This is a genomic window from Streptomyces sp. NPDC048419 (assembly GCF_043200415.1).
In the GTDB taxonomy this organism is placed as follows: domain Bacteria; phylum Actinomycetota; class Actinomycetes; order Streptomycetales; family Streptomycetaceae; genus Streptomyces.
Genome location: NZ_JBICXT010000029.1, coordinates 19,227 through 40,093, shown reverse-complemented (window position 1 = coordinate 40,093; position 20,867 = coordinate 19,227). Strand labels below are relative to the sequence as shown.

General features: G+C 71.9%; 20 protein-coding genes and 1 pseudogene. 8 read left to right on the top strand and 13 right to left on the bottom strand.

The features are described 5' to 3' along the window. Positions 1-6: 6 nt before the first annotated feature. On the bottom strand, positions 7-1,410 hold the full coding sequence (sthA, locus tag ACGFYN_RS39225; protein ID WP_393870764.1) for a Si-specific NAD(P)(+) transhydrogenase: 1,404 nt from the start codon (positions 1,408-1,410) through the stop codon (positions 7-9). 161 nt (positions 1,411-1,571) lie between these two features. Here sthA and ACGFYN_RS39220 point away from each other — a divergent pair, with 161 nt between their 5' ends. Continuing rightward, positions 1,572-2,702 (top strand): sulfite oxidase, encoded by a 1,131-nt coding sequence (locus ACGFYN_RS39220; protein ID WP_393870763.1) that lies wholly within the window; start codon positions 1,572-1,574, stop codon positions 2,700-2,702. 32 nt (positions 2,703-2,734) lie between these two features. On the opposite strand, the gene ACGFYN_RS39215 is transcribed toward ACGFYN_RS39220, so the two are convergent. Then, positions 2,735-2,941: a hypothetical protein gene (locus ACGFYN_RS39215; RefSeq protein WP_393870815.1), complete on the bottom strand. Its 207-nt coding sequence runs from the start codon at positions 2,939-2,941 to the stop codon at positions 2,735-2,737. Between the two features lie 118 nt (positions 2,942-3,059). Here ACGFYN_RS39215 and ACGFYN_RS39210 point away from each other — a divergent pair, with 118 nt between their 5' ends. Then, complete coding sequence (locus ACGFYN_RS39210; protein ID WP_393870762.1) at positions 3,060-5,207, top strand: MMPL family transporter; 2,148 nt, start codon at positions 3,060-3,062, stop codon at positions 5,205-5,207. Here ACGFYN_RS39210 and ACGFYN_RS39205 read toward each other — a convergent pair. Then, positions 5,179-6,288, bottom strand: coding sequence for a PP2C family protein-serine/threonine phosphatase (locus tag ACGFYN_RS39205; protein ID WP_393870761.1), 1,110 nt, complete (start codon positions 6,286-6,288; stop codon positions 5,179-5,181). The genes ACGFYN_RS39210 and ACGFYN_RS39205 overlap by 29 nt on opposite strands. A gap of 91 nt (positions 6,289-6,379) precedes the next feature. Next, complete coding sequence (locus ACGFYN_RS39200; protein ID WP_393870760.1) at positions 6,380-7,273, bottom strand: Gfo/Idh/MocA family protein; 894 nt, start codon at positions 7,271-7,273, stop codon at positions 6,380-6,382. Between the two features lie 258 nt (positions 7,274-7,531). On the opposite strand from ACGFYN_RS39200, the gene ACGFYN_RS39195 reads away from it, so the two are divergent. Together ACGFYN_RS39195 and ACGFYN_RS39190 are read left to right on the top strand one after the other, a co-directional pair. After that, positions 7,532-8,389, top strand: a complete 858-nt coding sequence (locus ACGFYN_RS39195) for an aldo/keto reductase (protein ID WP_393870759.1) — start codon at positions 7,532-7,534, stop codon at positions 8,387-8,389. A 33-nt stretch (positions 8,390-8,422) separates the two neighbouring features. Further along, positions 8,423-10,191: pseudogene (locus tag ACGFYN_RS39190) on the top strand (ABC transporter ATP-binding protein). A 21-nt stretch (positions 10,192-10,212) separates the two neighbouring features. On the opposite strand, the gene ACGFYN_RS39185 reads toward ACGFYN_RS39190, so the two are convergent. Next, complete coding sequence (locus ACGFYN_RS39185; RefSeq protein ID WP_393870758.1) at positions 10,213-10,548, bottom strand: hypothetical protein; 336 nt, start codon at positions 10,546-10,548, stop codon at positions 10,213-10,215. A 204-nt stretch (positions 10,549-10,752) separates the two neighbouring features. Between ACGFYN_RS39185 and ACGFYN_RS39180 the strand changes: the two genes are divergently transcribed. After that, positions 10,753-10,959, top strand: coding sequence for a DUF5133 domain-containing protein (locus ACGFYN_RS39180; RefSeq protein WP_393870757.1), 207 nt, complete (start codon positions 10,753-10,755; stop codon positions 10,957-10,959). 9 nt (positions 10,960-10,968) lie between these two features. On the opposite strand, the gene ACGFYN_RS39175 is transcribed toward ACGFYN_RS39180, so the two are convergent. Then, positions 10,969-11,937: a GlxA family transcriptional regulator gene (locus ACGFYN_RS39175; protein ID WP_393870756.1), complete on the bottom strand. Its 969-nt coding sequence runs from the start codon at positions 11,935-11,937 to the stop codon at positions 10,969-10,971. A 180-nt stretch (positions 11,938-12,117) separates the two neighbouring features. On the opposite strand from ACGFYN_RS39175, the gene ACGFYN_RS39170 reads away from it, so the two are divergent. Together ACGFYN_RS39170 and ACGFYN_RS39165 are read left to right on the top strand one after the other, a co-directional pair. Then, on the top strand, positions 12,118-12,573 hold the full coding sequence (locus tag ACGFYN_RS39170) for a DUF2269 family protein (protein WP_393870814.1): 456 nt from the start codon (positions 12,118-12,120) through the stop codon (positions 12,571-12,573). Positions 12,574-12,717: 144 nt separating this feature from the next. Continuing rightward, positions 12,718-12,933 carry a hypothetical protein gene (locus ACGFYN_RS39165; RefSeq protein WP_393870813.1) on the top strand — a complete coding sequence of 72 codons (216 nt, stop codon included), beginning with the start codon at positions 12,718-12,720 and terminating at the stop codon, positions 12,931-12,933. Positions 12,934-12,950: 17 nt separating this feature from the next. Here the strand turns inward: ACGFYN_RS39165 and tgmB are convergent, their stop codons facing one another. The 3 genes from tgmB to ACGFYN_RS39150 all read right to left on the bottom strand — a co-directional run bounded on the left by tgmB (position 12,951) and on the right by ACGFYN_RS39150 (position 14,574). Continuing rightward, positions 12,951-13,943: an ATP-grasp ribosomal peptide maturase gene (gene tgmB / locus ACGFYN_RS39160; protein ID WP_393870755.1), complete on the bottom strand. Its 993-nt coding sequence runs from the start codon at positions 13,941-13,943 to the stop codon at positions 12,951-12,953. A gap of 17 nt (positions 13,944-13,960) precedes the next feature. Then, on the bottom strand, positions 13,961-14,152 hold the full coding sequence (gene tgmA, locus ACGFYN_RS39155) for a putative ATP-grasp-modified RiPP (RefSeq protein WP_393870754.1): 192 nt from the start codon (positions 14,150-14,152) through the stop codon (positions 13,961-13,963). Positions 14,153-14,283: 131 nt separating this feature from the next. Further along, the gene (locus ACGFYN_RS39150; protein WP_393870753.1) at positions 14,284-14,574 is read right to left on the bottom strand and encodes a YkvA family protein; all 291 of its coding nucleotides are present in this window, start codon (positions 14,572-14,574) and stop codon (positions 14,284-14,286) included. Between the two features lie 214 nt (positions 14,575-14,788). Between ACGFYN_RS39150 and ACGFYN_RS39145 the strand changes: the two genes are divergently transcribed. Continuing rightward, positions 14,789-15,826 (top strand): hypothetical protein, encoded by a 1,038-nt coding sequence (locus ACGFYN_RS39145; protein ID WP_393870752.1) that lies wholly within the window; start codon positions 14,789-14,791, stop codon positions 15,824-15,826. A gap of 38 nt (positions 15,827-15,864) precedes the next feature. Here the strand turns inward: ACGFYN_RS39145 and ACGFYN_RS39140 are convergent, their stop codons facing one another. The 4 genes from ACGFYN_RS39140 to ACGFYN_RS39125 form a co-directional block, all read right to left on the bottom strand. Continuing rightward, entirely contained in the window at positions 15,865-17,955 is a 2,091-nt protein-coding gene (locus ACGFYN_RS39140) for a xanthine dehydrogenase family protein molybdopterin-binding subunit (RefSeq protein ID WP_393870751.1), read from the bottom strand. Positions 17,956-17,978: 23 nt separating this feature from the next. Beyond that, positions 17,979-18,971 (bottom strand): FAD binding domain-containing protein, encoded by a 993-nt coding sequence (locus ACGFYN_RS39135; RefSeq protein WP_393870750.1) that lies wholly within the window; start codon positions 18,969-18,971, stop codon positions 17,979-17,981. Continuing rightward, on the bottom strand, positions 18,968-19,537 hold the full coding sequence (locus ACGFYN_RS39130; protein ID WP_393870749.1) for a (2Fe-2S)-binding protein: 570 nt from the start codon (positions 19,535-19,537) through the stop codon (positions 18,968-18,970). The genes ACGFYN_RS39135 and ACGFYN_RS39130 overlap by 4 nt, the downstream gene beginning before the upstream one ends. A 96-nt stretch (positions 19,538-19,633) precedes the next feature. Then, entirely contained in the window at positions 19,634-20,797 is a 1,164-nt protein-coding gene (locus ACGFYN_RS39125; protein WP_393870748.1) for a hypothetical protein, read from the bottom strand. Between the last annotated feature and the right edge of the window lie 70 nt (positions 20,798-20,867).

The window sequence follows — 20,867 nt, the reverse complement described above, 5'->3', positions numbered from 1 at the left end:
GGGGCGTCAGTCTCCGATGTGGTCGATCTGCCGGAGCTTGTTGGTGGCGTCAAGGGCGGCGACCTTGTAGGACTCCGCCAGCGTCGGGTAGTTGAAGACCGCGTCGACGAGATAGTCGACCGTGCCGCCGCAGCCCATCACGGTCTGCCCGATGTGGATCAGCTCGGTGGCGCCGGAGCCGAAGCAGTGCACGCCGAGCAGTCTGCGGTCCTCGGGGGACACCAGCAGCTTCAGCATGCCGTGCGAGTCACCGACGATCTGACCGCGCGCGAGTTCGCGGTAGCGGGAGATGCCCACCTCGAACGGCACGCTCTCCTCGGTGAGCTGGTCCTCGGTCCGGCCGACGAAGCTGATCTCCGGAATGGTGTAGATACCGATGGGCTGCAGGTCCTGCATCTGCCCGCACGGCTCGCCGCAGGCGTGGTACGCCGCCGTCCGGCCCTGTTCCATCGACGTCGCCGCCAGCGCGGGGAAGCCGATCACGTCACCGACCGCGTAGATGTGCGGCACCTCGGTGCGGTAGTGCTCGTCGACGGTGATCCGGCCGCGCTTGTCGGCGGTCAACCCGGCCTTCTCCAGGTCGAGTTCGTCGGTCAGGCCCTGCCGGCCCGCCGAGTACATCACGGCGTCCGCCGGTATCTTCTTGCCGCTCTCCAGGATGGTGAGCGTGCCGCGCGGATGACGCTCGACGGCCGCGACGGTCTCGCCGAACCGGAAGGTCACGGCGAGGTCCCGCAGGTGGTACTTGAGCGACTCGATGATCTCGACGTCGCACATGTCGAGCATCCCGGCGCGCCTCTCGACCACCGTCACCTTGCTGCCCAGCGCGGCGAACATGGAGGCGTACTCCATGCCGATCACGCCGGCGCCGACGATGACCATGGAGCGAGGGACGCGTTCGAGGGCGAGGACGTTGTCGGAGTCCATGATCGTACGGCCGTCGAACTCGACGCTGTCGGGCCGTGCCGGGCGGGTGCCGGTGGCGATGACGACGTGCTCCGCGCTGAGCAGCCGTTCGTTGCCGGTGACCTCGCGCAGCGCGATGGTGTGGGGGTCCACGAAGCGGCCGGTGCCGGCGAACAAAGAGACGTGGTTGCGGGAGAGCTGGCTGCGGATGACGTCGACCTCGCGGCTGACCACGTGCTGGGTGCGCGCGGTCAGGTCGGCGACGGTGATGTCCTCCTTCAACCGGTAGCTCTGCCCGTAGAGATCGCGCTGGGTGAGTCCGGTCAGGTACAGCACCGCCTCGCGCAGGGTCTTGGAGGGGATGGTTCCGGTATGGATGGAGACCCCGCCGACCATGTCGGGGCGGTCGACGACGGCGACCCGGCGGCCGAGTTTGGCCGCGGCGATGGCGGCCTTCTGGCCACCCGGGCCGGATCCGATCACAAGCATGTCGAAGTCGGGCACCTCCGGAGTCTGTCAGCCCGAAGGCCCATCTCGAAAGGGTGAACGGGCAACGGCCGGGCAATGATCGGAAACTTCTTGATCGAACTCCCCAGGACCGGACAGGAGTTGTCCCCGCCGGACCACAAGGTGCCGGGCCGCCCGCCCGGCGCGATAATGCGGCCATGGGCCATCGACTCGCCGACACGAGCGCCCCCGCCAGGCTGGCCGCCCCCGAGGAGGGCATCGGCCAGGACGAACTGGCGCTGGCCACGCGCAACCACGGCATCCCGCTCGAGGCGCTGCGCTACGACGTCACCCCGCCGGGACTGCACTACGTACTGACGCACTACGACATGCCGTACGTCCCCGAGGACGCGCCCTGGACGCTGAGCGTCGGGGGCCGGGTCCGCCGACCGCTGCACCTGGACCTGGCCACAGTGCGGTCGTATCCCCAGGTGACCACACGCGTGACGCTGGAGTGCGCGGGCAACGGCCGGGCCCTGCTCACGCCCCGCCCGGTGAGCCAGCCCTGGCTCGTCGAGGCCGTGGGCACCGCGGAGTGGACGGGCGTACCGCTGCGGCTGCTGCTCGCCGAGGCCGGTGTCGAGGCGGGCGCCGTCGACGTGGTCTTCACCGGCGCCGACCACGGCGTGGAGCGCGGGGTCGAACAGGACTACCAGCGGTCCCTGCCGGTGGACGTGGCGACGGGCACCGAGCCCGAGGTACTGGTGGCGTACGCGATGAACGGCGCCCCGCTGCCGCCGCAGCACGGCCACCCGCTGCGGCTGGTGGTGCCCGGCTGGTACGGCATGGCCCATGTGAAGTGGCTGCGCGAAGTCGCCGTCACCGACGCGCAGTTCTCGGGATTCCAGCAGACCGTCGCCTACCGGCTGCGGCAGGACCCCGCGGACGAGGGCGAGCCGGTCACCCGGATCGCGCCGCGCGCCCTGGTGGTCCCGCCCGGCTTCCCGGACTTCATGTCGCGGGCCCGGGTGGTGCGGCCCGGACCGGTGCCGCTGGAAGGGCGGGCCTGGTCCGGGCGGGCGCCCGTGACCCGGGTCGAGGTGAGCACCGACGCGGGACGCGGCTGGCACGCGGCCGAGCTGGAGGCCGACGGCGGACGCCGCTGGTCGTGGCGCCACTGGCGCTTCGACTGGACCGCGGTGCCCGGCGAGCACGTGCTGAGCGCGCGGGCCACCGACACCGAAGGGCACACCCAGCCGCTGGACCAGCACTGGAACCGTGGCGGCTTCGTCAACAACGTGGTTCAGAAGGTGCCCGTGCTGTGCGTGGAGCCCGGCGCGACGGTCTGATCGGCGCCGGGCTCCGGGGGGAGACGAAGCGGCTACGGCAGGAGTTTTTCGAGGGCGGCGGGGCCTTCCGCCTCCAGCTTGCGCCTGGCCCATTCGAGGTTGCGCGGGTTGATGTCCCTGCCGGTGGCAAGAACGAGGTCCTCCGGCGACACGTCGGTGCCGGTACGGGTGTGGAGCAGGTCGTCCGGGGTGGCGCGGTCCTCGGACGGCCCGGACGCGTCGGGCTCTGGCGTCGGCATCATCTCTGCTCCTCGGGTCCGGAACGCTTCTGCTAACACCATTCAACGCCCGGGCGCCGTGTGCATCCGGAAGGGCGGTGCCCGGTCCGAGATGCCGGGGCGATGGGGCGGGCGTGCAATGAGAGAACACCTCGCCGTCCCCGGGGAAGGAATCGGCGGTGAGTACTCCGACAACTTCTCCCTGCCGGGCGTGCAGTCCCAGCAGGGGCTGGACGTACTGAAGAAGCACGATCCCGCGGCCGGCGGCTACGGCAGCCAGATCGTGCTGCACGACGGACAGAAATCCCTGACCGGGCTCGGCTCGCAGATCTCGACCACGGTCGGTGACCTGCAGAAGCTGCCGCACGTCCTGTCCGTGCAGAACCCGCTGTCCACCCCCGCCTCGAAGGTCGGACCTCTCTCCTCCGACGGCAAGACCGCCTACATCACCGTCCGCTTCGACATCCAGCCCTCGACCCTGGGCGACAACTACCTGAACGGTGTCGACACGGCCGTGCAGCCGCTGCGTTCGGCCGGCGCGCAGGTCGAGTACGGCGGACCGCTGGGCGAGCTGGCCCGGCCGCACGCCGACGACCGCGTCAGCGAAGCCATCGGCTTCGGCGTCGCCATCGTCGTCCTGCTGATCGGCTTCGGCAGCGTGATCGCCGCCGGACTGCCCCTGCTGACGGCGCTCGTGGGCGCGGTCGGCGGGCTCGCGATCCTCGGCCTGCTCGCCGCCGCCTTCGACTTCGCCACCGTCTCGCCGACCCTGGCCACGATGATCGGCCTCGGCGTCGGCATCGACTACGCCCTGTTCCTGATCACCCGGCACCGGCAGAACATCATGGACGGCGCCGATCCGGTGCACTCCGCGGGCCACGCCACCGCCACCAGCGGCCGGGCGGTCCTCGTCTCCGGCACCACGGTCATCATCGCGCTCGCGGGCCTGTACGCCTCCGGCGTCAGCTTCATCGGCAAGCTCGGCCTCGCCGCCGCGGTGACGGTCGTCACGGCGGTGGTGGCCGCACTCACCCTGGTCCCGGCCCTGCTCGGGCTGATCGGCCGGCACATCGACCGCCTCCATGTGCGCAAGCCCGTCGCGGAGACCGACGCCGCGCCCGGCGAGGCGCCGCAGGGCACCTGGCACCGCTACGCCCAGCGCGTGGAACGCAGGCCCTGGCAGTTCCTGGCGGCAGGTGTCGCGGTCGTCGTCGTCCTCGCGATCCCGGTGTTCTCCATCCAGCTCGGGCACATCGGCGACGGCGCCGACCCCAAGTCCTTCACCGACCGGCGCGCCTACGACCTGATGACCACCGCCTTCGGCCCCGGCTCGAACGGTCCGCTGACCGTCGTGATCGACCAGACCTCCGTGCCGTCCTCCCAGCGCTCCGACCTCTCCTCCACGGCGCAGAAGAAACTCAACGCCGTCGCCGGTGCCTCGACCGTCACCCAGCTGACGCCGACGCAGGACGGTGACGTCCTGATCGGCACGGTCTACTCGCAGCAGTCACCGCAGAGCGCGACCACCACGAACCTGACGAACCGCCTGGTCCACACCACACTCCCCGCCGCGGTCTCCGGCACGGACGCCAAGGGCTACGTCACCGGCACGACGGCGGCCCAGGTCGACTTCCGCGACATCGTGTCGAGCCGGCTGCCGCTGATCATCGCCGTCGTGGTCGGCCTGGCGTTCCTGATCATCCTCGCCGTCTTCCGGGGCCTGCTCGTCGCGATCAAGGCGGCCGTCCTCAACGTCCTGTCGATCGGGGCCTCGTACGGCGTCGTCGTGGCCGTCTTCCAGTGGGGCTGGGGCGGGCCCGCGCTGGGCGTCAACGGCAAGGTGCCCATCGAGAGCTATGTACCGATGATGATGTTCGCCATCATCTTCGGACTGAGCATGGACTACGAGATCTTCCTGCTCTCCCGTGTCCACGAGGCGTGGCTGCGCACCGGCGACGCCAAGGCCTCGGTCGCCCATGCCCTGGAGATCACGGCACGGGTGATCACCTGTGCGGCGCTGATCATGGTGAGTGTCTTCGCGGCGTTCATCGTCAGCGACAACGTCGTGGTCAAGATGCTCGGACTGGGCCTGGCGGTGAGCGTGCTGATCGACGCGACCGTCGTACGGCTGCTGATGGTCCCGGCCGTGATGACGCTGCTGGGCCCGCACGCCTGGTGGATGCCGCGCTGGCTCGACCGGATCATGCCGCACATCGACGCCGAGGGCGAGCACGAGCAGGCCGCCGCCCAGGACGACGTCAGCGGCCGTCCGGTGACCCGGGCGTGAGGACCAGCATCGTCACGTCGTCGACGACGGCGGGGCAGTACCGCACGAGATCCGTCCAGACCCGTTCGGCGAGCACCGCCGGGTCGGTGTCGGCCAGGTCCGCGAGACGGGCGGGCAGCGGGTAGAAGGTGCCGGTGTCGTCCCTGGCCTCGCTGACGCCGTCGGAGGACAGGAACAGACTGTGGCCGGGCTCCAGCCGCAGCGTCAGCCCGGCGGGCCGGCCGCCGTCGGACAGGCCGAGCCCGAGCGGCGTCCATGTGGCGAGCTCGACCTCGGTGACCTCCCGGCCGCGCAGCAGCAGGGGCGCCGGATGCCCGCAGGAGACCATCCGCACGGAGCGCGCGTCCCGGGAGAACTCCAGCAGCACGGCGGTCGCGAACAGTTCGGCGTACCGCGAGGACGCGGAGTCCGTCAGCAGCCTGCGGTCGAGGCGGCCGGCGACCGACTCCAGGTCCGGCTGGTCGAGCACCGCCTCGCGGAAGGCCCCGAGCAGGGAGGCCACCGTGGAGACGGCCGACAGCCCGTGCCCCTGGACGTCGCCGAGCACGGCCCGCACGCCGTACGGTCCCTCACGCACGTCGAAGAAGTCGCCGCCCACCAGGGTCCCGCGCTGCGCGGCCCGGTAGAGCCCGGCACAGCGGACCGCGCCGACGCGCTCCGGCAGGGGAGGCACGACCGCGCGCTGCGCCGCCTCGGCGACCGTGCGCTCCAGGTCCAGCTGGGCGTCGCGGTGACTGCGCACGTAGGACACGAACACGCTCAGCACCGCCACGAAGACGATGGTCAACAGGTCGGTGTTGCCGGGGTCGTTGAGCTGGAAGGCCGGCACGTTGAGCACGACGACCACGACGGCGCCGAGGATCGCGGTGGACCAGGGACCGTACGACAGGACGGCCAGTGGCGGGATCGCCCCCAGCAGGAATCCGATGTCGAGCGGATCGGGACTGATCAGCGCCGCCGTGCACACGCCCGCGATCAGGAGCACCGGCAGCGCCTTCACCCACCAGGGCGGCGGCGCGCCCCGCAGCCACCCCCGCCGGGTGCGGTCCCGGCGCGCTGGCAGATCGGCCACCTTTCCCACACCACCACGCTCCTACGGCGCGGCGGTGACCGCATGCCGGAGGTGCGGGGCAGGCACGGGAGGGTACGCCGCGCTGTCCGCCGCGGCCGTGTCAGCCGACGCGGCCGTCCAGCAAGGTCTCGGCCTCGGCCAGGATTTCCGTGACCCGCAGCCCGAAGGCCGCGTCGCAAGGGTGCGCGCGGCCGGTGCCGGCGGCGCTCACAAGCGCGTCGGCGGCGTGGACCAGGGCGGTGACAGCTCCCTCGGAACTGGTGGGGAGTACGGCCACGCCCGTCTCGCCGCGGAGTTCGACGGCGGTCCCCGCCGCCGCGGCGGGAGCCGACAGGCTGAGGGTGAGGCTGCTCGACGCACCGCCGGCGTGGTCGAGGACGAGATGGACGGTGTCGCCGGGCCCGGGCGCCGCGGCCGTCACCCGGCGGGCGTCCCCGAGGACGGGCAGCAGCACGGACAGCGCGTGCGGTCCCACGTCCCACAGCGCGCCCTTCTCCCGCCGCCACGGCGAGGCGGCGAACGGGCTGTCGCTGCCGCTGCCGTACAGCGAGCCCAGCCACTGCGCCCGCGCGGTGAACCAGCCGCCCGCCTCGGCCTGGGCGGCGATCCACGCCTCGGTCTCCGTCACGAAGCGGCTGGTGAAGAAGACGACCGAGGCGACCTGAGCCTCCCGCACGGCGTCGACCACGGCCCGCCCCTGCTCCGCCGTCGTCGCGAGCGGCTTGTCCAGGAGCAGATGGCATCCCGCCCGCGCCGCCCGTACCGCGAGGTCCGCCTGTACGGCCGGGGGCAGGGCCACGGCCACTGCGTCCACGTCGGCGAGGAGTGCGTCGACGTCGTCGTAGGCGCGCGTGCCGTGCCGGTCGGCGAGGTCCTTGGCCGCCTCCGGACGGCGGCCCCACACCCCGGCGAAGTCCACTCCCGTGTGCTCGCTCAGCGCGGGGGCGTGAGCCATCGCCGCCCAGGGGCCGGTGCCGAGCAGTCCGATGCGCATGCCGCCGCCTCTCCACTGTGCCGCCCGGAGTGACGGCTGGTCGCAGGCGAGCCTCGCACACCGACCGGCCGACCGCGCAAGCCGATTCGGCGTGCTGGGCGATTCAGTTGCCCGGCTGCTGAATGCGTTCTCTTTCCTCTATTGGACCTGCGGCCCGAAGGGGGTTCAGGCTGGAATGCGGTCCGGCACCGCCGTACGCCCCGTGCGGCGGGCCGAACATGATTCGGTCCCGCGACAGCGGAAAGAGGTCACGAGCCCATGCACACCCGCCGTATCGGTGACGTCGAAGTCAGCGCGATCGGACTGGGCGGAATGCCCATGTCGATCGAGGGACGCCCGGACGAGGCGCGCTCCCTCGCCACGATCCAAGCCGCCCTCGACGCCGGCGTGACGCTGATCGACACCGCGGACGCCTACCACCGCGACGCCCACGAGGTCGGTCACAACGAGACCCTGATCGCCAAGGCCCTCGCCTCCCACGACCGCGGCAAGGACGTCCTGGTCGCCACCAAGGGCGGCCATCTGCGTCCCGGCGACGGCAGCTGGACCCTCGACGGCAGCCCCGAGTACCTCAAGCAGGCCTGCGAGGCGTCCCTGCGCCGGCTCGGCGTGGAGGCCATCGGCCTCTACCAGTTCCACCGCCCCGACCCGAGGGTGCCCTACGCCGAGTCCGTCGGCGCGATCCGGGACCTCCTGGACGAGGGCAAGATCCGTATGGCGGGCATCTCCAACGCGAGCCCCGAGCGGATCCGGCAGGCGAACGAGATCCTCGGCGGGCGCCTGGTCTCCGTGCAGAACCAGTTCTCCCCGGCCTACCGCTCCAGCGAGCCGGAGCTCGAACTGTGCGACGAACTCGGCATCGCCTTCCTGCCCTGGAGCCCGCTCGGCGGCATCTCCCGGGCCCGTGAACTCGGCTCCGCCTACGCGCCGTTCGCGCGGATCGCCGAGGCCCATGGGGTGAGCCCGCAGCGCGTCTGCCTGGCGTGGATGCTCGCCAAGTCGCCGGTGGTCGTGCCCATTCCGGGCGCCAGCCGCCCGGAGACGATCCTCGACTCCCTCGCCGCGGCCGAACTCACCCTCACCGGCGAGGAGATCGCGCAGCTCGACGCCGTCTGACACGACACACGGTCACCACGGAGGACCCCGCCGATGGCGTCGTCGCCGGAAAGACCCCTCGACCACCGCTACCGCGACGAACACCCGATCCGCACCCTCGGATACCTGTTCCGCGCCGACCGCCGCCACCTGATCGCGGCGGTCGGCGTGTTCACCGTCAAGCACAGCCCGGTCTGGCTGCTGCCGCTGATCACCGCGTCCATCATCGACACGGTCGTCGAGCACGCACCGATCGGCAGGCTCTGGCTGAGCACGGGCGTCATCCTGTTCATCCTGCTGGTCAACTACCCGCTGCACGTGCTGTACGTCCGCCTGCTGTACGGCAGCGTGCGCCGCATGGGGACCACGCTGCGCTCCGCGCTGTGCACGCGCATGCAGCAACTGTCCATCGGCTACCACTCGCGCGTCAGCGCCGGCGTCCTGCAGGCCAAGGTCGTGCGTGACGTCGAGACGGTCGAGCAGATGGTGCAGCAGACCGCCGAGAGCGGGCTCGGCGCCATCACCGTGCTCACCGGCGGCCTCGTCATCATCGCCGTACGCACACCGGAGTTCGTGCCCGTCTTCCTGGTCGTCGTGCCCGCCGCCGCACTCGTCGTGGCCCGCCTCAGAGCGCGGCTGCGCACCCACAACGAGCGCTTCCGGCACGAGGTGGAGACCCTGTCGTCCCGGGTGTCGGAGATGACCCGCCTCATCCCGGTCACCCGCGCCCACGGCCTGGAGGGCAAGGCGCTGCGCCGCATGGACGGCACCCTCAGCAGGCTGCTGACCTCCGGCATGCGCCTCGACCTCGTCAACGGCCGCTTCGGCTCGCTGGCCTGGGTCGTCCTCAACGTGGTCGGCGTGCTCGTCCTAGCCGGCGGCGCGATGGTCTCGTACTACGGCGCCTGGGGCGTCACCCCCGGCGACGTCGTCATGCTCAGCGCCTTCCTGACCACCCTCACCAACTCCACGACCACGCTCGCCGGCCTCGCCCCGGTCATCACCAAGGGCCTGGAGTCGGTCCGTTCGGTCGGCGAGGTGCTCCAGGCGCCCGAACTCGAGGACAACGAGGGCAAGTCGGAGGTCACCTCGGTGCCTGGCGCCGTCACCTTCGAGGACGTCGCCCACGCCTACGACGACAACGGCCGCCCCGCCGTACGCGACTTCACCCTCTCGGTCGCGCCGGGGGAGACGATCGCCCTCGTGGGCGCGTCCGGCGCCGGCAAGTCGACGGTGCTCAACCTCGTCATCGGGTTCATCCGCCCGACTCCGGCCGGCTGCTGCTCGACGGCACCGACATGAGCACCCTCGACCTGCGCACCTACCGGCGCTTCGTGTCGGTGGTGCCGCAGGAGTCGATCCTCTTCGACGGCACGATCCGGGAGAACGTCGCCTACGGCATGGACGAGGCCGACGAGGAGACGGTGCGCGCGGCACTGCGCGACGCCAACGCCCTGGAGTTCGTCGAGCGGTTGCCGCAGGGCCTCGGCACCCTCGTCGGCGAGCGCGGCGCCCGGCTGTCCGGCGGGCAGCGCCAGCGCCTCGCCATCGCCCGCGCCCTCATCCGGGACCCCAAGGTCCTGATCCTGGACGAGGCGACCTCGGCCCTGGACACCCGCTCCGAGGCTCTGGTCCAGCAGGCCCTCGCCCGGCTGCTGCGCGGCCGCACCACGTTCGTCGTCGCCCACCGCCTGTCCACCGTGCGCGGTGCCGACCGGATCGTCGTCATGGGCGACGGCCGCATCCTGGAGACCGGCACGCACGAGGAACTCCTGCGTGGCGGCGGCGCGTACACGGACCTGCACGGCGGCCAGGTCGCCTGACCAACCGCTGCTCGACAGCTGTCAGGCCGCGCTGCTGCGCCTGCTCCGGTGTGGGCAGGTCGTGTCGTGGTGGATGCCGAGACTGGTCCACCAGCGTTCGCAGCAGGCCGCTTCGAGTTCCGCGTGGATGACGTCGTCGGCGGGCGTGCGGGCGGGGCGGCGGGGTGCTGCGGCGGCCGCGCGCAGATCGCGGATCAGGGTCTCGCGGACGACGGCCATGACCGGAATGAGACTCGCCGCGGCGAACAGGAACGCCACCCACCGGGAGCCGTACAGGAATTCGAGGACCGTGGTCCAGGCCAGTCCGCCGCTGGTGGCGAGGTAGAGAGCGCAGAGAAGACGGCCGGAGGGAGTCATGGACTTCACCGTTCGTGCTGGGGGAGTTACGCTCTGTTCAACGCCTCGCGGCCCGCCGGGAATCGGGTCGAGCGGCGGTATTTCGTCAATTGAGTCCCTGGGCGCGGAAGATGCGAATGGTCCGGCCCTGCCCGGGAATACGAGGTGCGGAAACCAAGAGAGGGGCGCTTCGTGCTCGTTCCGGACCCGAAGGTCGTCAGAACGTTGCTCACCAGATACGCGTCGCTGCGCATCGCGCAGGCGGAGCGTGAGAAGCCGCAGACCGCACAGGAGTTGGCGGACGTCAGCCGCGCCCTGTGCGTCATGATGGGAGCCGCGAGCATCGAGGACGCGATCGTCGAGGCCGACGCCCTGCTGATCGCCTCGCGGCGGACGACGGGCAGGGGCGGCGGCCTGTCGCTGGCCGTCTGACCGGCCGGCTCAGGAGCGCGCGGCCGGGACCCGCGTCTTCCCGTGGAACGCCGTGCGGTACGTCTGCGGAGTGGTGCCGACGACCCGCCGGAACCGCTCACGGAACGCCGTCGGCGATCCGAACCCCGCCTGCTGCGCGATCCGTTCGACCGGGCGGTCGCTGTTCTCCAGCAGATACTGGGCCCGGCGTACGCGTGCCCGCAGCAGCCACTGCAGCGGCGTCGTCCCCGTCTGCTCACGGAAGCGCCGGCTGAAGGTGCGCTCGCTCATCCCCGACCGCGCCGCCAGCATGCCCAGGGTGATCTCGCCGGCCAGGTTGTCCTCGATCCACTCCAGGACCGGTTCGAGCGTCGAGCCGCGCGGCACGGGCGGTTGCTCGTGCACGATGAACTGGGCCTGACCGCCCTCGCGTTCGAGCGGCATCACGGAGAGCCGGGCGGCGTCAGCCGCCACGGCCGACCCCAGGTCGCCGCGGATCATGTGCAGGCACAGGTCCAGCGCCGCGGCGGCGCCCGCCGAGGTGAGGATCTGCCCGTTGTCGACATACAGCGTGTCGGGTTCCACCTCGACCTCGGGGTAGCGGCGCGCCAGTTCGCGCGCGGCCACCCAGTGCGTCGTGGCGCGCAGGCCGTTCAGCAGCCCGGCCTCGGCCAGCACGAAGGCGCCCGCGCACACCGACGCGATCCGGGTGCCGTCCTCCGCCGCCTCCCGCAGGGCCGCGAGCGCGCGCGGGGAGAACTCCTCGACGAGCTGTGAGCACCCCGGGACGACGATGGTGTCGGCGTCCGCCAGTGCCTCTAGACCATGGCCGACCCGGAGCTCGAAACCGTCCGCGCGGACCTCCGGCGACTCGGCGCACAGCCGCACCCGGTACGGGCGGCGCCCGTCGGGCAGCCGCGTGCGGCCGAACACCTCCATCGGAGCCGCCATGTCGAACGGCACCACATGGTCGAGTACGAGGATCGCCACTGTGTGCATGAGAGCCACGATAGACGAATTCCCGCCAGCTCTGTGAGCTGGGGTGGAGTCTGAAATAGCTGATTACCCATATGGCGAGAACCCGTTGGAATCTGTCATTTCCGCCTCTGTGCGATCACTTCGAAGATCCCTAGCGTGAGCCGCGCACCGCTGATCGCACACCCGAAAGGCTCCCTCCCGATGACGAAGGTCCTGCTCGCCCTCCACGTCCTGGCGGCCATCGTGGCCGTCGGCCCCGTCACGGTCGCGGCGAGCATGGTGCCGCCGGCGGCACGGCGTGCCGGCTCCGACGCGACGGCGGTGGGCACGGTCCGCCTGCTGCACCGCATCTGCCGGATCTACTCCGGCATCGGCATCGCGGTCCCGGCCCTCGGGTTCGCCACCGCCGGGGCGATGGGCGTCCTCGGCAGCGGATGGCTCATCGCCTCCATCGTGCTGACCACCTTCGCCGCCGGCCTGCTGATCGCCTTCGTCCTGCCCCGCCAGGAGGAGCTGCTCGCCCAACTGGACGCACACCGGCCCGTCGAGCGGTCGAGCACCGCGCGACTCGCCATGTTCACCGGCGTGTTCAACCTGCTGTGGGCGACCGTCACGGTCCTGATGATCATGCGGCCCGGCTCCACGACGGGCGCCTGACCGACCGGAACGCTCCCGGGGCCGGGTATCCGTAGAGCCGTCCCTGCGTCAAGGGCTCCTGCGAATTCACGCCACTGCCTGCCGCGGCGCTTACACTCGACAGCCGTGCCCATGCGCATGGGCCGCCATACGAAAGGCACGTCGGTGTTCCAGGATTCCCCCATCTACGACCGCCTCGTCGCAGAGCGCGGCGACGTCCCCACTCAGACTCGCCGGGAGGCCGAGCGGGTGAGCCGGGAACTGGAGTACGCCATGCGGCCGCTGCAGTCCTTCGGCATCGCAACGTCCCCCGAGCACCGCACCGCTCCGGGAGCGGGCTGGCAGCGTACGGCGCTGCTGCCCGGTTCGCTGCCCGCCTGACCTCCGTTCGGACGTCCTCAACACACCGTGCTGTTCGCGCCGTTGACGTGCGCCTTTTCCTCCGGGCCGGGGCGGGCGAGCCATTCCGCGACGGTCCGGGCGATCGGCTGTCCCGTCTCCACCTCGACGAAGCCGAACTGCCCCGACTGATTGCACTCCAGGAACCACCAGGTCCCGTCGGCGTCCTCGGCGAAGTCGAAGGCGCCGTAGGCCAGTTCGGCGTCCCGTAGATAGGTGCGGACGGCGTCGGCGACACGGGGCGGGACGTCCGTTTCGCGCCAGGGTATGCCGGAGGAGGCGAAGCGCACGTCGACCGAGGCGGGATCGTCGGGGTCCGCGTCCTCGTCGGCCGCCTTGCGGGCCGCGAGCAACCGGTCGCCCACGACGGTCAGCCGGATGTCGGCCTGCTTGCCGACCCGGCGCTGCAGCAGCGTGGGTCCGTGGGCCACGGCGGAGAAGTCCGTGTCCGGCGCGACCCGGCTGGTCGGCACCGCACGGGGCGGGTCCTGCGGATGTGCCCCGGAGACCGGCTTGACCACCAGATCGGGGTAGCGGTCGGCGAACTCGCGCGCGGCCTGCGGGAACGTCGTGATGAGGGTGGCCGGTACGGGCAGCCCGCAGCGCTGGGCGTGACGGAGCTGCCAGGGCTTGTGACGGGCCCGGCGGGCCGCGTCGGGGTGGTTCATCCAGCGGGCGTCCGAGCCGCGCAGCATGCCGTAGAGCGCCTGGGCGGACTCCTCGGTCAGCCAGGCGGAGGACTCGGCCGCGCGGGCGGCGGCCTCGCCGGGCCTGCGCACCCAGACCGAACGCAGGCCGGCGATGCTCACCAGGCGGCCTGCGGACTGGAGATGGCCGCGGAAGGCCCCGTGCACGTACTCACCGGACAGCGCGACGCCTCCGGGCAGGTCCGCGGGATCCAGGCGGACCACCGGGACCCCGGACGCGTTCAGATGCACGACCACCATGTCGGCGGTCACATCCTCTTCACAGGTCAGGATCAGGACAGTCATGTTCGGCTGTTTTGTGTTCAGTCGTCGAAGTGTGTCTTGGAACCGGCGGTGGACGTCGTCGTCCCCAGCTCTCTGAGCAGGGCGTGGTCACCGGCGGCGAGCCGGCCGTCCATGAGTACGTTCAACTGCAGCCCGGGGTCGTACACATACGGAGTCGTGGCCTCCAACTCCACCGCCGGACGTGCGTAGTTGAGCGCGAACGGTTGCATCGTCTCTCCCTCGTCAGTGCTGCGCGGACCCGGTACGCCCCGCTCTGGGCGTTGCCCGGCCCGCCGACTGCCTTGCCCTTCCAGTCAGTTATACGAATCGAACGGGTGGTTGGTTTCCTTACTCTGCGTGATCAGAGGGAGGTTTCGTGACGATTCGGCCCGCTGACAGAGCCGTGCAGTGTGCGCAGAGCGAGGAGGAGGACGCCGATGTCGTCCAGATAGATCGGGTCGGGCAGGAGGTCGGTCGGCAGCAAGAAGTAAAGGACAGCGCCCCAGAAGACCCAGCGTGGCCCGGTGGGAAGGCCGGCACGCCTGAGGTCGCGCCGGGTCCGCAGCAGTCTCGCGAACAGGGTGACGGCCACGCCGAGGACGACCGCCGCGAGGGCGAGTGTGATGACGATCACCGTCGTGCTCGGATTCACAGGTCCTCCACATCCGGCGGGCCGCACGGCGCGCTCCTTCTCCCGGATTCCCGCATCCGCGCTACGTACGTACCTCGGGTTCATACCCGTGGCCCACCCCGGTGGCACGCGGTGGCACTACCGCCTAGTAATGGCACTGCACTGCAACGTCGTGACTCGGGTCGGGAGACGCGAGAGCCGGCGTACCTTCCATCTCTTCCATGGAGGAGAGTCAATGAGCATCCGCTCGTCATCATCCAAGCCGAACGACCCCTCCATAGCCGCCACGAACGAGGACCCGGTCAGCGCCCTGGTGCACGCCGCGGTCGCCGACCGTCCGCTGGAGGAGGTCGCCGACCTGATCACCCTGCTGGAGGAGTCCCCGCAGTACGCCAAGGCCACGGTCGACGCGCTGCGCGCGGTCGGCACCGACCGCTCGATCGAGGACGTCACCCGGCTGGTCACCCTGCTGACGCGTCCGCCGCGCGACGCCGCGAGCGCGGACGAAGCCATCCGCGCGGCGGCCGAGAACCGTCCGGTGGAGGAGGTGACCCGGCTGATGGCGCTGCTGCACCGCACGCAGACGGAGCGCCACTTCGGCCGCGAGGCCGCACGGGCGGCCGCCTCCGCACGCCCGGTCGAGGAACTCGTGGAACTCATCGGCAAGCTGAGCGAGGAACGCGAAGCCCTCGCCACCCTGCCCGATCCGGAACCCCCGTCCGATCAGCCGAGTGGCGAGACCGGCTGGGGCCCCGGTGGCGCCTTCCCGCCGCCCGTGCCCCTGGTCCCGCCGTCCTTCGGCTCCGACACCCTGCCGCACCGGCCGGCCCGTATGCCGAAGCACCCCGTCGAGCGGCTGTCGTGGCCGGGCCTGATCGTGGCGGGCGCACTCTTCCTGTGCGCGATGCTGTGGTTCCCGATGTACCAGGAGGGCGAGCCCGTCGCGCTCTACGCCTCCTCGGTCGCGGTGTCGGCGCTGTGCGCGCTGCTCGCCGTGGTGGTGACCCTGCGGCCCGTCCCGCCCGCCCTCGCGGTCGCGATGGTGGTGACGGCGATCCTCGCCGCGGCCCAGCTCTACCAGGGCCGCTTCCACTCGGCATGGCTGTCCCGGGCCATGGACCTCACGCTCGCACCGAGCTGGGTCGCGGGCCTGGCCGCCGTGGCGGCGGCACTGGCGGCGCTGACGGCGCTGGTCGTACGCCTCGCCTCCAACCAGCCGGACGCGAGCGCGCCGGCCCGGCGCCCGCTGGCCACGGCCGGCCGGCCGGAGTGACGAACCGGTGGTAGCGACGCGATGGTCCTGGGCGGCTGCTAGGCCGCCCAGGACCGCATCCCGGGCAGCAAGCGGTCCGGGGTGAGCGGCAGTTCGCGGAAGCGGACGCCGGTGGCATGGTGGACGGCGTTGCCGATCGCGGCCGCCGTCCCGACGATGCCGATCTCGCCGATCCCCTTGCTGCCCATCGGGTTGAGACGCGGATCGTCCTCGTCGATCCAGTGCGCCTCGACGTCCGGCACGTCCGCGTGCGCGGGCACGTGGTACGACGCCAGGTCGGACTCGGTGAAGTCGCCGAACGCGGCGTCCATGGTGCTGCCCTCGGTGAGCGCCATGCCCAGTCCCATGGTCATGCCGCCGATGAACTGGGAGCGCGCGGTACGGGCGTTGAGGATGCGCCCGGCGGCGAACACGCCCAGCAGACGCCTTACCCGGACCTCACCGGTCACCGTGTCGACGGCCACCTCGGCGAAGTGTGCCCCGAACGCGTGACGTGCCCAGGGGCTTTCGGCGTCGGCCTCTCCCGTGGTGTCCGCGCGGACCTCCAGACCGCTGTCGGGCAACGGCTCCGTGCGGTCGGCCAGTTCGGCCGTCAGCCGGGTGCAGGCCTCGTGCACCGCCCAGCCCCACGAGGCGGTGCCGGACGAGCCTCCGGCCAGTGAGGCGGAGGGCAGATCGCTGCGGCCCACCTCGATCCGGACCTGTTCGAGGGGCCGGCCGAGGGCGTCGGCGGCGATCTGGGCCAGCACGGTGCGCGCGCCCGTGCCGATGTCCGTGGCGTTGATCCGTACGAGGAAGCTTCCGTCGGGCAGCGCGCGGGCCGCCGCCGTGGACGGCTGCACGAGGACGGGATACGTGGCGGCGGCCACGCCCGTCCCGATGCGCAGCTCCCCGTCCGAACGGGGAGCCCGGTGCGACCAGTCGAAGCGGCGCGCACCCTCGCGCAGACACTCCGTGAGATGCCTGCTGCTGAACGGCCTGCCGCTCCAGGGCTCGGTGTCCGGCTCGTTGGCGATCCTCAACTCCACGGGATCCATGCCGAGTTCGCAGGCCAGCTCGTCCATGGCGGACTCCAGCGCGTACATGCCGGGAGCCTCGCCCGGGGCACGCATCCACGACGGCGTGGGCACGTCCAGCGCTGCCACGCGGTGCACCGTACGCAGGTTCGGCGCCGCGTACATGGTCCGTGCGGGCACCGCCGCCTGCTCCACGAACTCCTTGACGCGGGACGTGTGGGTCGTCACCTCGTGGATCAGGGAGGTGATGCGGCCGTCGGATCCGGCGCCGACCCGGACCCGGTGCAGCGTGGGCGCCCGGTGCCCGACGACGGCGGGCAGCCGGCGGCGCGGCAGCGCGAGCGTCACCGGCCGGCCCGTCTGCCGTGCCGCCATCACGGCCAGCACCACGTCGGGACGCGGCGTGCCCTTGGAGCCGAAACCCCCGCCGACATGCTCGGCGACGACGGTGACTCGGTCCTCGGGCAGCTGGAACAGGCCGGCGAGCGTGGCCTGTACGACGGTGGAGCCCTGACTGGAGGTGTGCACCACGAGCCGGTCGCCGTCCCACCACGCGGTGGTGGAGTGCGGCTCCATGGGGTGGTTGTGCAGGGGCGGGACCCGGTAGTCGCAGTCGACGCGGACCGCCGAGGCGGCGAACGCGCCCTCGGGATCGCCGTGTTCGGTGCTGCCGGGATAGCCGCCGTTGGCCTGCTCGGGCGCGTACGCCTCGGGATGCGTCACGCTCAACGAGACGTCGTGCTCCTCCACGTCGTACGACACCCGGACCGCGGCGGCGCCGGCCCGCGCGTCCTCCAGGGTCTCGGCCACCACCAGGGCCACGAACCAACCGCGGTGCGGCACACGTGGGTTCTGCAGGACGGCGAGTGTGGCGTCGTCCGGCTCGGCGATGCGCGGGGCGTTCTCATGGGTGAGGACCGCGAGGACGCCGGGCCCCTCCAGGGCGGCGGCGGTGTCGACGGCGGTCACGGTGCCCCGCGCGACGGTGGCGGGCACCGGCCAGGCGTAGGCGCGGCCGGGTACCGCGTGTTCGGCGGCGTAGCGGGCGCCGCCCGTGACCTTCTCCAGACCCTCCCGGCGCTCGGCCGGAGCGCCCACGACGGTGCTGACCATGTCGTTCTCCTCGGGATGCCGGTTCAGGTCCTGGCGGGTGCGGCGAGCCGGGTCAGGACGTCCAGGGCGAGATTGCGGGCGAGTGGCACCTTGTAGGCGTTGTCGCGCAGCGGCCGGGCGGCGGACAGCTCGAGGTCCACGGCGTGCTCGAAGGCAGCCGACGTGGGCGCGGCCCCGAGCAGCGCCTCCTCGGCCACGCGGGCCCGCCAGGGCCGGTGGGCCAGTGCCCCGAAGGCGATCCCGGCCCGGTCGACGACGCCGTCCGTCACCCGCAGCACCGCGGCGACGGAGGCCAGCGCGAAGGCGTACGAGGCGCGGTCGCGGGCCTTGCAGTACCGCGAGGGGAGCCCGCTCGTGGCCGCCGGGAGCACCACGCCCGTGATCAGCTCGCCGGGGAGGATCTCGGTGTCCCGCTCGGGCCTGCCGCCGGGCAGCCGGTGGAAGTCGGCGGCCGCGACGCCGCGCGCGCCGTCGGGGCCGTACAGCTCGATCCGCGCGTCGAGGGCCGCCAGGGCCACGGCCATGTCCGACGGGTGGGTGGCGATGCATTGCTCGCTGTGGCCGAGCACCGCGTGGTCGCGGTGGACGCCGTCCCGGGCGCCGCAACCGCTGCCCGGCGCGCGTTTGTTGCACGGTTTGGAGACGTCCTGGAAGTAGGGACAGCGGGTGCGCTGCAGCAGATTGCCGCCGGTGGTGGCCGCGTTGCGCAGCTGGCCCGAGGCGCCCGCGAGCAGGGCCTGCGACAGCACGGGAAAGCGGTCGCGCACGGCGGGATGGGCGGCGAGGTCGCTGTTGCGGACCATTGCGCCGACCCGCAGCGAGCCGTCCGGCAGCTCCTCCACCGTGTCCAGCGGGAGCCGGGTGATGTCGACCAGGGCGCCGGGCTCCTCCACGCCCAGCTTCATCAGGTCGACCAGGTTGGTGCCGCCGCCGAGGAAGCGGGCGCCGGGCCGTGCGGCCAGGGCGGCGCAGGCGTCCTCGACGCCGGTTGCGCGGACGTAGTCGAAGGGCTTCACGGGACCACGTCCTCGACCGCGTCGACGATGTGCGGGTAGGCGCCGCAGCGGCACAGGTTCCCGCTGAGCCGCTCCCGGATCTCGTCCCGGTCCAGCGCCACCGGCGCACCGGACGGGACACCGGGGTCGGTGACACGGGACGGGTGGCCCGCCTCGGCCTCGCCGAGCATGCCTACGGCGGAGCAGATCTGGCCCGGGGTGCAGTAGCCGCACTGGAAGGCGTCACGGTCGAGGAAGGCCTGCTGGAGCGGGTGCGGCCGTTCGCCGTCGCCGGTCAGCCCTTCGATCGTCGTGACCTGCGAGCCGTCCAGCGTCATCGCGAGCAGCAGACAGCTGTTGAGCCGCCGCCCGTCCACCAGGACGGTGCAGGCCCCGCACTGACCGTGGTCGCAGCCCTTCTTCGCGCCGAACAGCCCCAGATCCTCGCGCAGCAGGTCCAGCAGGACGCGACGGTGGTCGATGGCGAGCGTGTGCGGCTTGCCGTTGACCCGCAGGGTCACGTCGGAGCGATGCCGGGGCTCGCTCGTGCCGTCTCGGCCGCTTTGGAGGTGCTGGCTGCTGCCCATGGCGTCGGGACCTTCCGGGACGGGCTGTGGTGCCGTCCCGTCCGCGTATCCAGACAGCGCCCGCTGACACGTCCGCCCCGCGAAGCCGCGCGTGCCTCAGCTGTCGGCCGGCTCCGGCCGGTCGTCTCCCTCGGGCTTGGCGTCAGCGGTGGACGCCGGCCGCAGCGCCTTGCCCTTGAACCGCTCGAACGTGCGCGTCAGCTGCTGGAACGGCGAGCCCGCCGAGGGGGCGGGCGGCTGGGGCTGGGGCTCGGGCTGCGCGAGAACGTCGGCGCCGTTCTCGCGCAGCACGGTCAGCGCCTCGTGGGCGCGCTCGGCGGCCTCGCGGTACAGGTCCCGCGACTTCGTCATCGCCTCCAGGGCCTCGGAGTACATCGCCACCATCCTGCGCTCGTGGTCGAGCTGCTCCTCCAGGGTCATCAGGTCCCAGTCGTCCCGCAGCTCCCGTACGGCCTCGTCGCCGCCGTCCGGCAGCGGCGGGGGAAGCGCGGCGAACCGGGACAGGGCGTCGACGAGCTCCGTGGGCCGTTTGCCGTCGAGGAAGACGGTGCGTACGGAGAAATCGTCCGGGTCGAAGCCGGGCGGTGCCGGATCCGTGGGCAGCACCGCGGCCCCGCCGCGCGGCACCTGCACCCCGAACTCGCGCAGGGCGCGGTTGACGATGCGAAGCTGCTCGGGCGCGGCGCGGTGCTCCAGCACGCGGTGCCGCAGGCTCGGCGGCAGCAGCGCACCGAGCGGCCGGCGGCCTGCCTCGTCCGGTGTCATCGCCTCGTGCACGACGACGTTGATGCTCCAGCCGCCGCGTACACAGCCGCGCAGCAGCCGCCGGATCTCCTTGTCCTCGGTGGGGAGGTGGGCCGCGCGGCGGAGCCGCAGCCCGGTGGCGGGCTCGTGGTCCCAGGGGACGTCGGGCTCGTCGGGCCAGAACATGGTGGCGGGCGAGGGCCACTCCTCGTTCCACGGGCGTTCCGCCTCGGCCGCGAGCACCCAGTCCTGGCCGCCCTCCGAGGGACGGGCAAGGGTGAGCCGGGCACGCACGGTCACCGTCCCGGCGGCCTTCCAGCGTGCCTCGAAGATCCGCTCGGGGCCGTCGTCGCCGTCGGGCCCGGGCAGTTCGTGCTGGTCGTCGAGGACGGTTCTGTCCTCGAGCCGTCGCAGGGTCGCTCGTACGACGTCGGGGGCGTCGCTTCCTTCATGGCGGCCGCGCGTCAGCCACAGGTTGGGGGAGGGGGCCGGTCGGACACTGGGGGAGATGCGCATGAGTCCATCTGAGAACGGGGGCACGTGCGGACACCAGTATTGTCCGCGCGGGTCGGTGTAGATCACACGG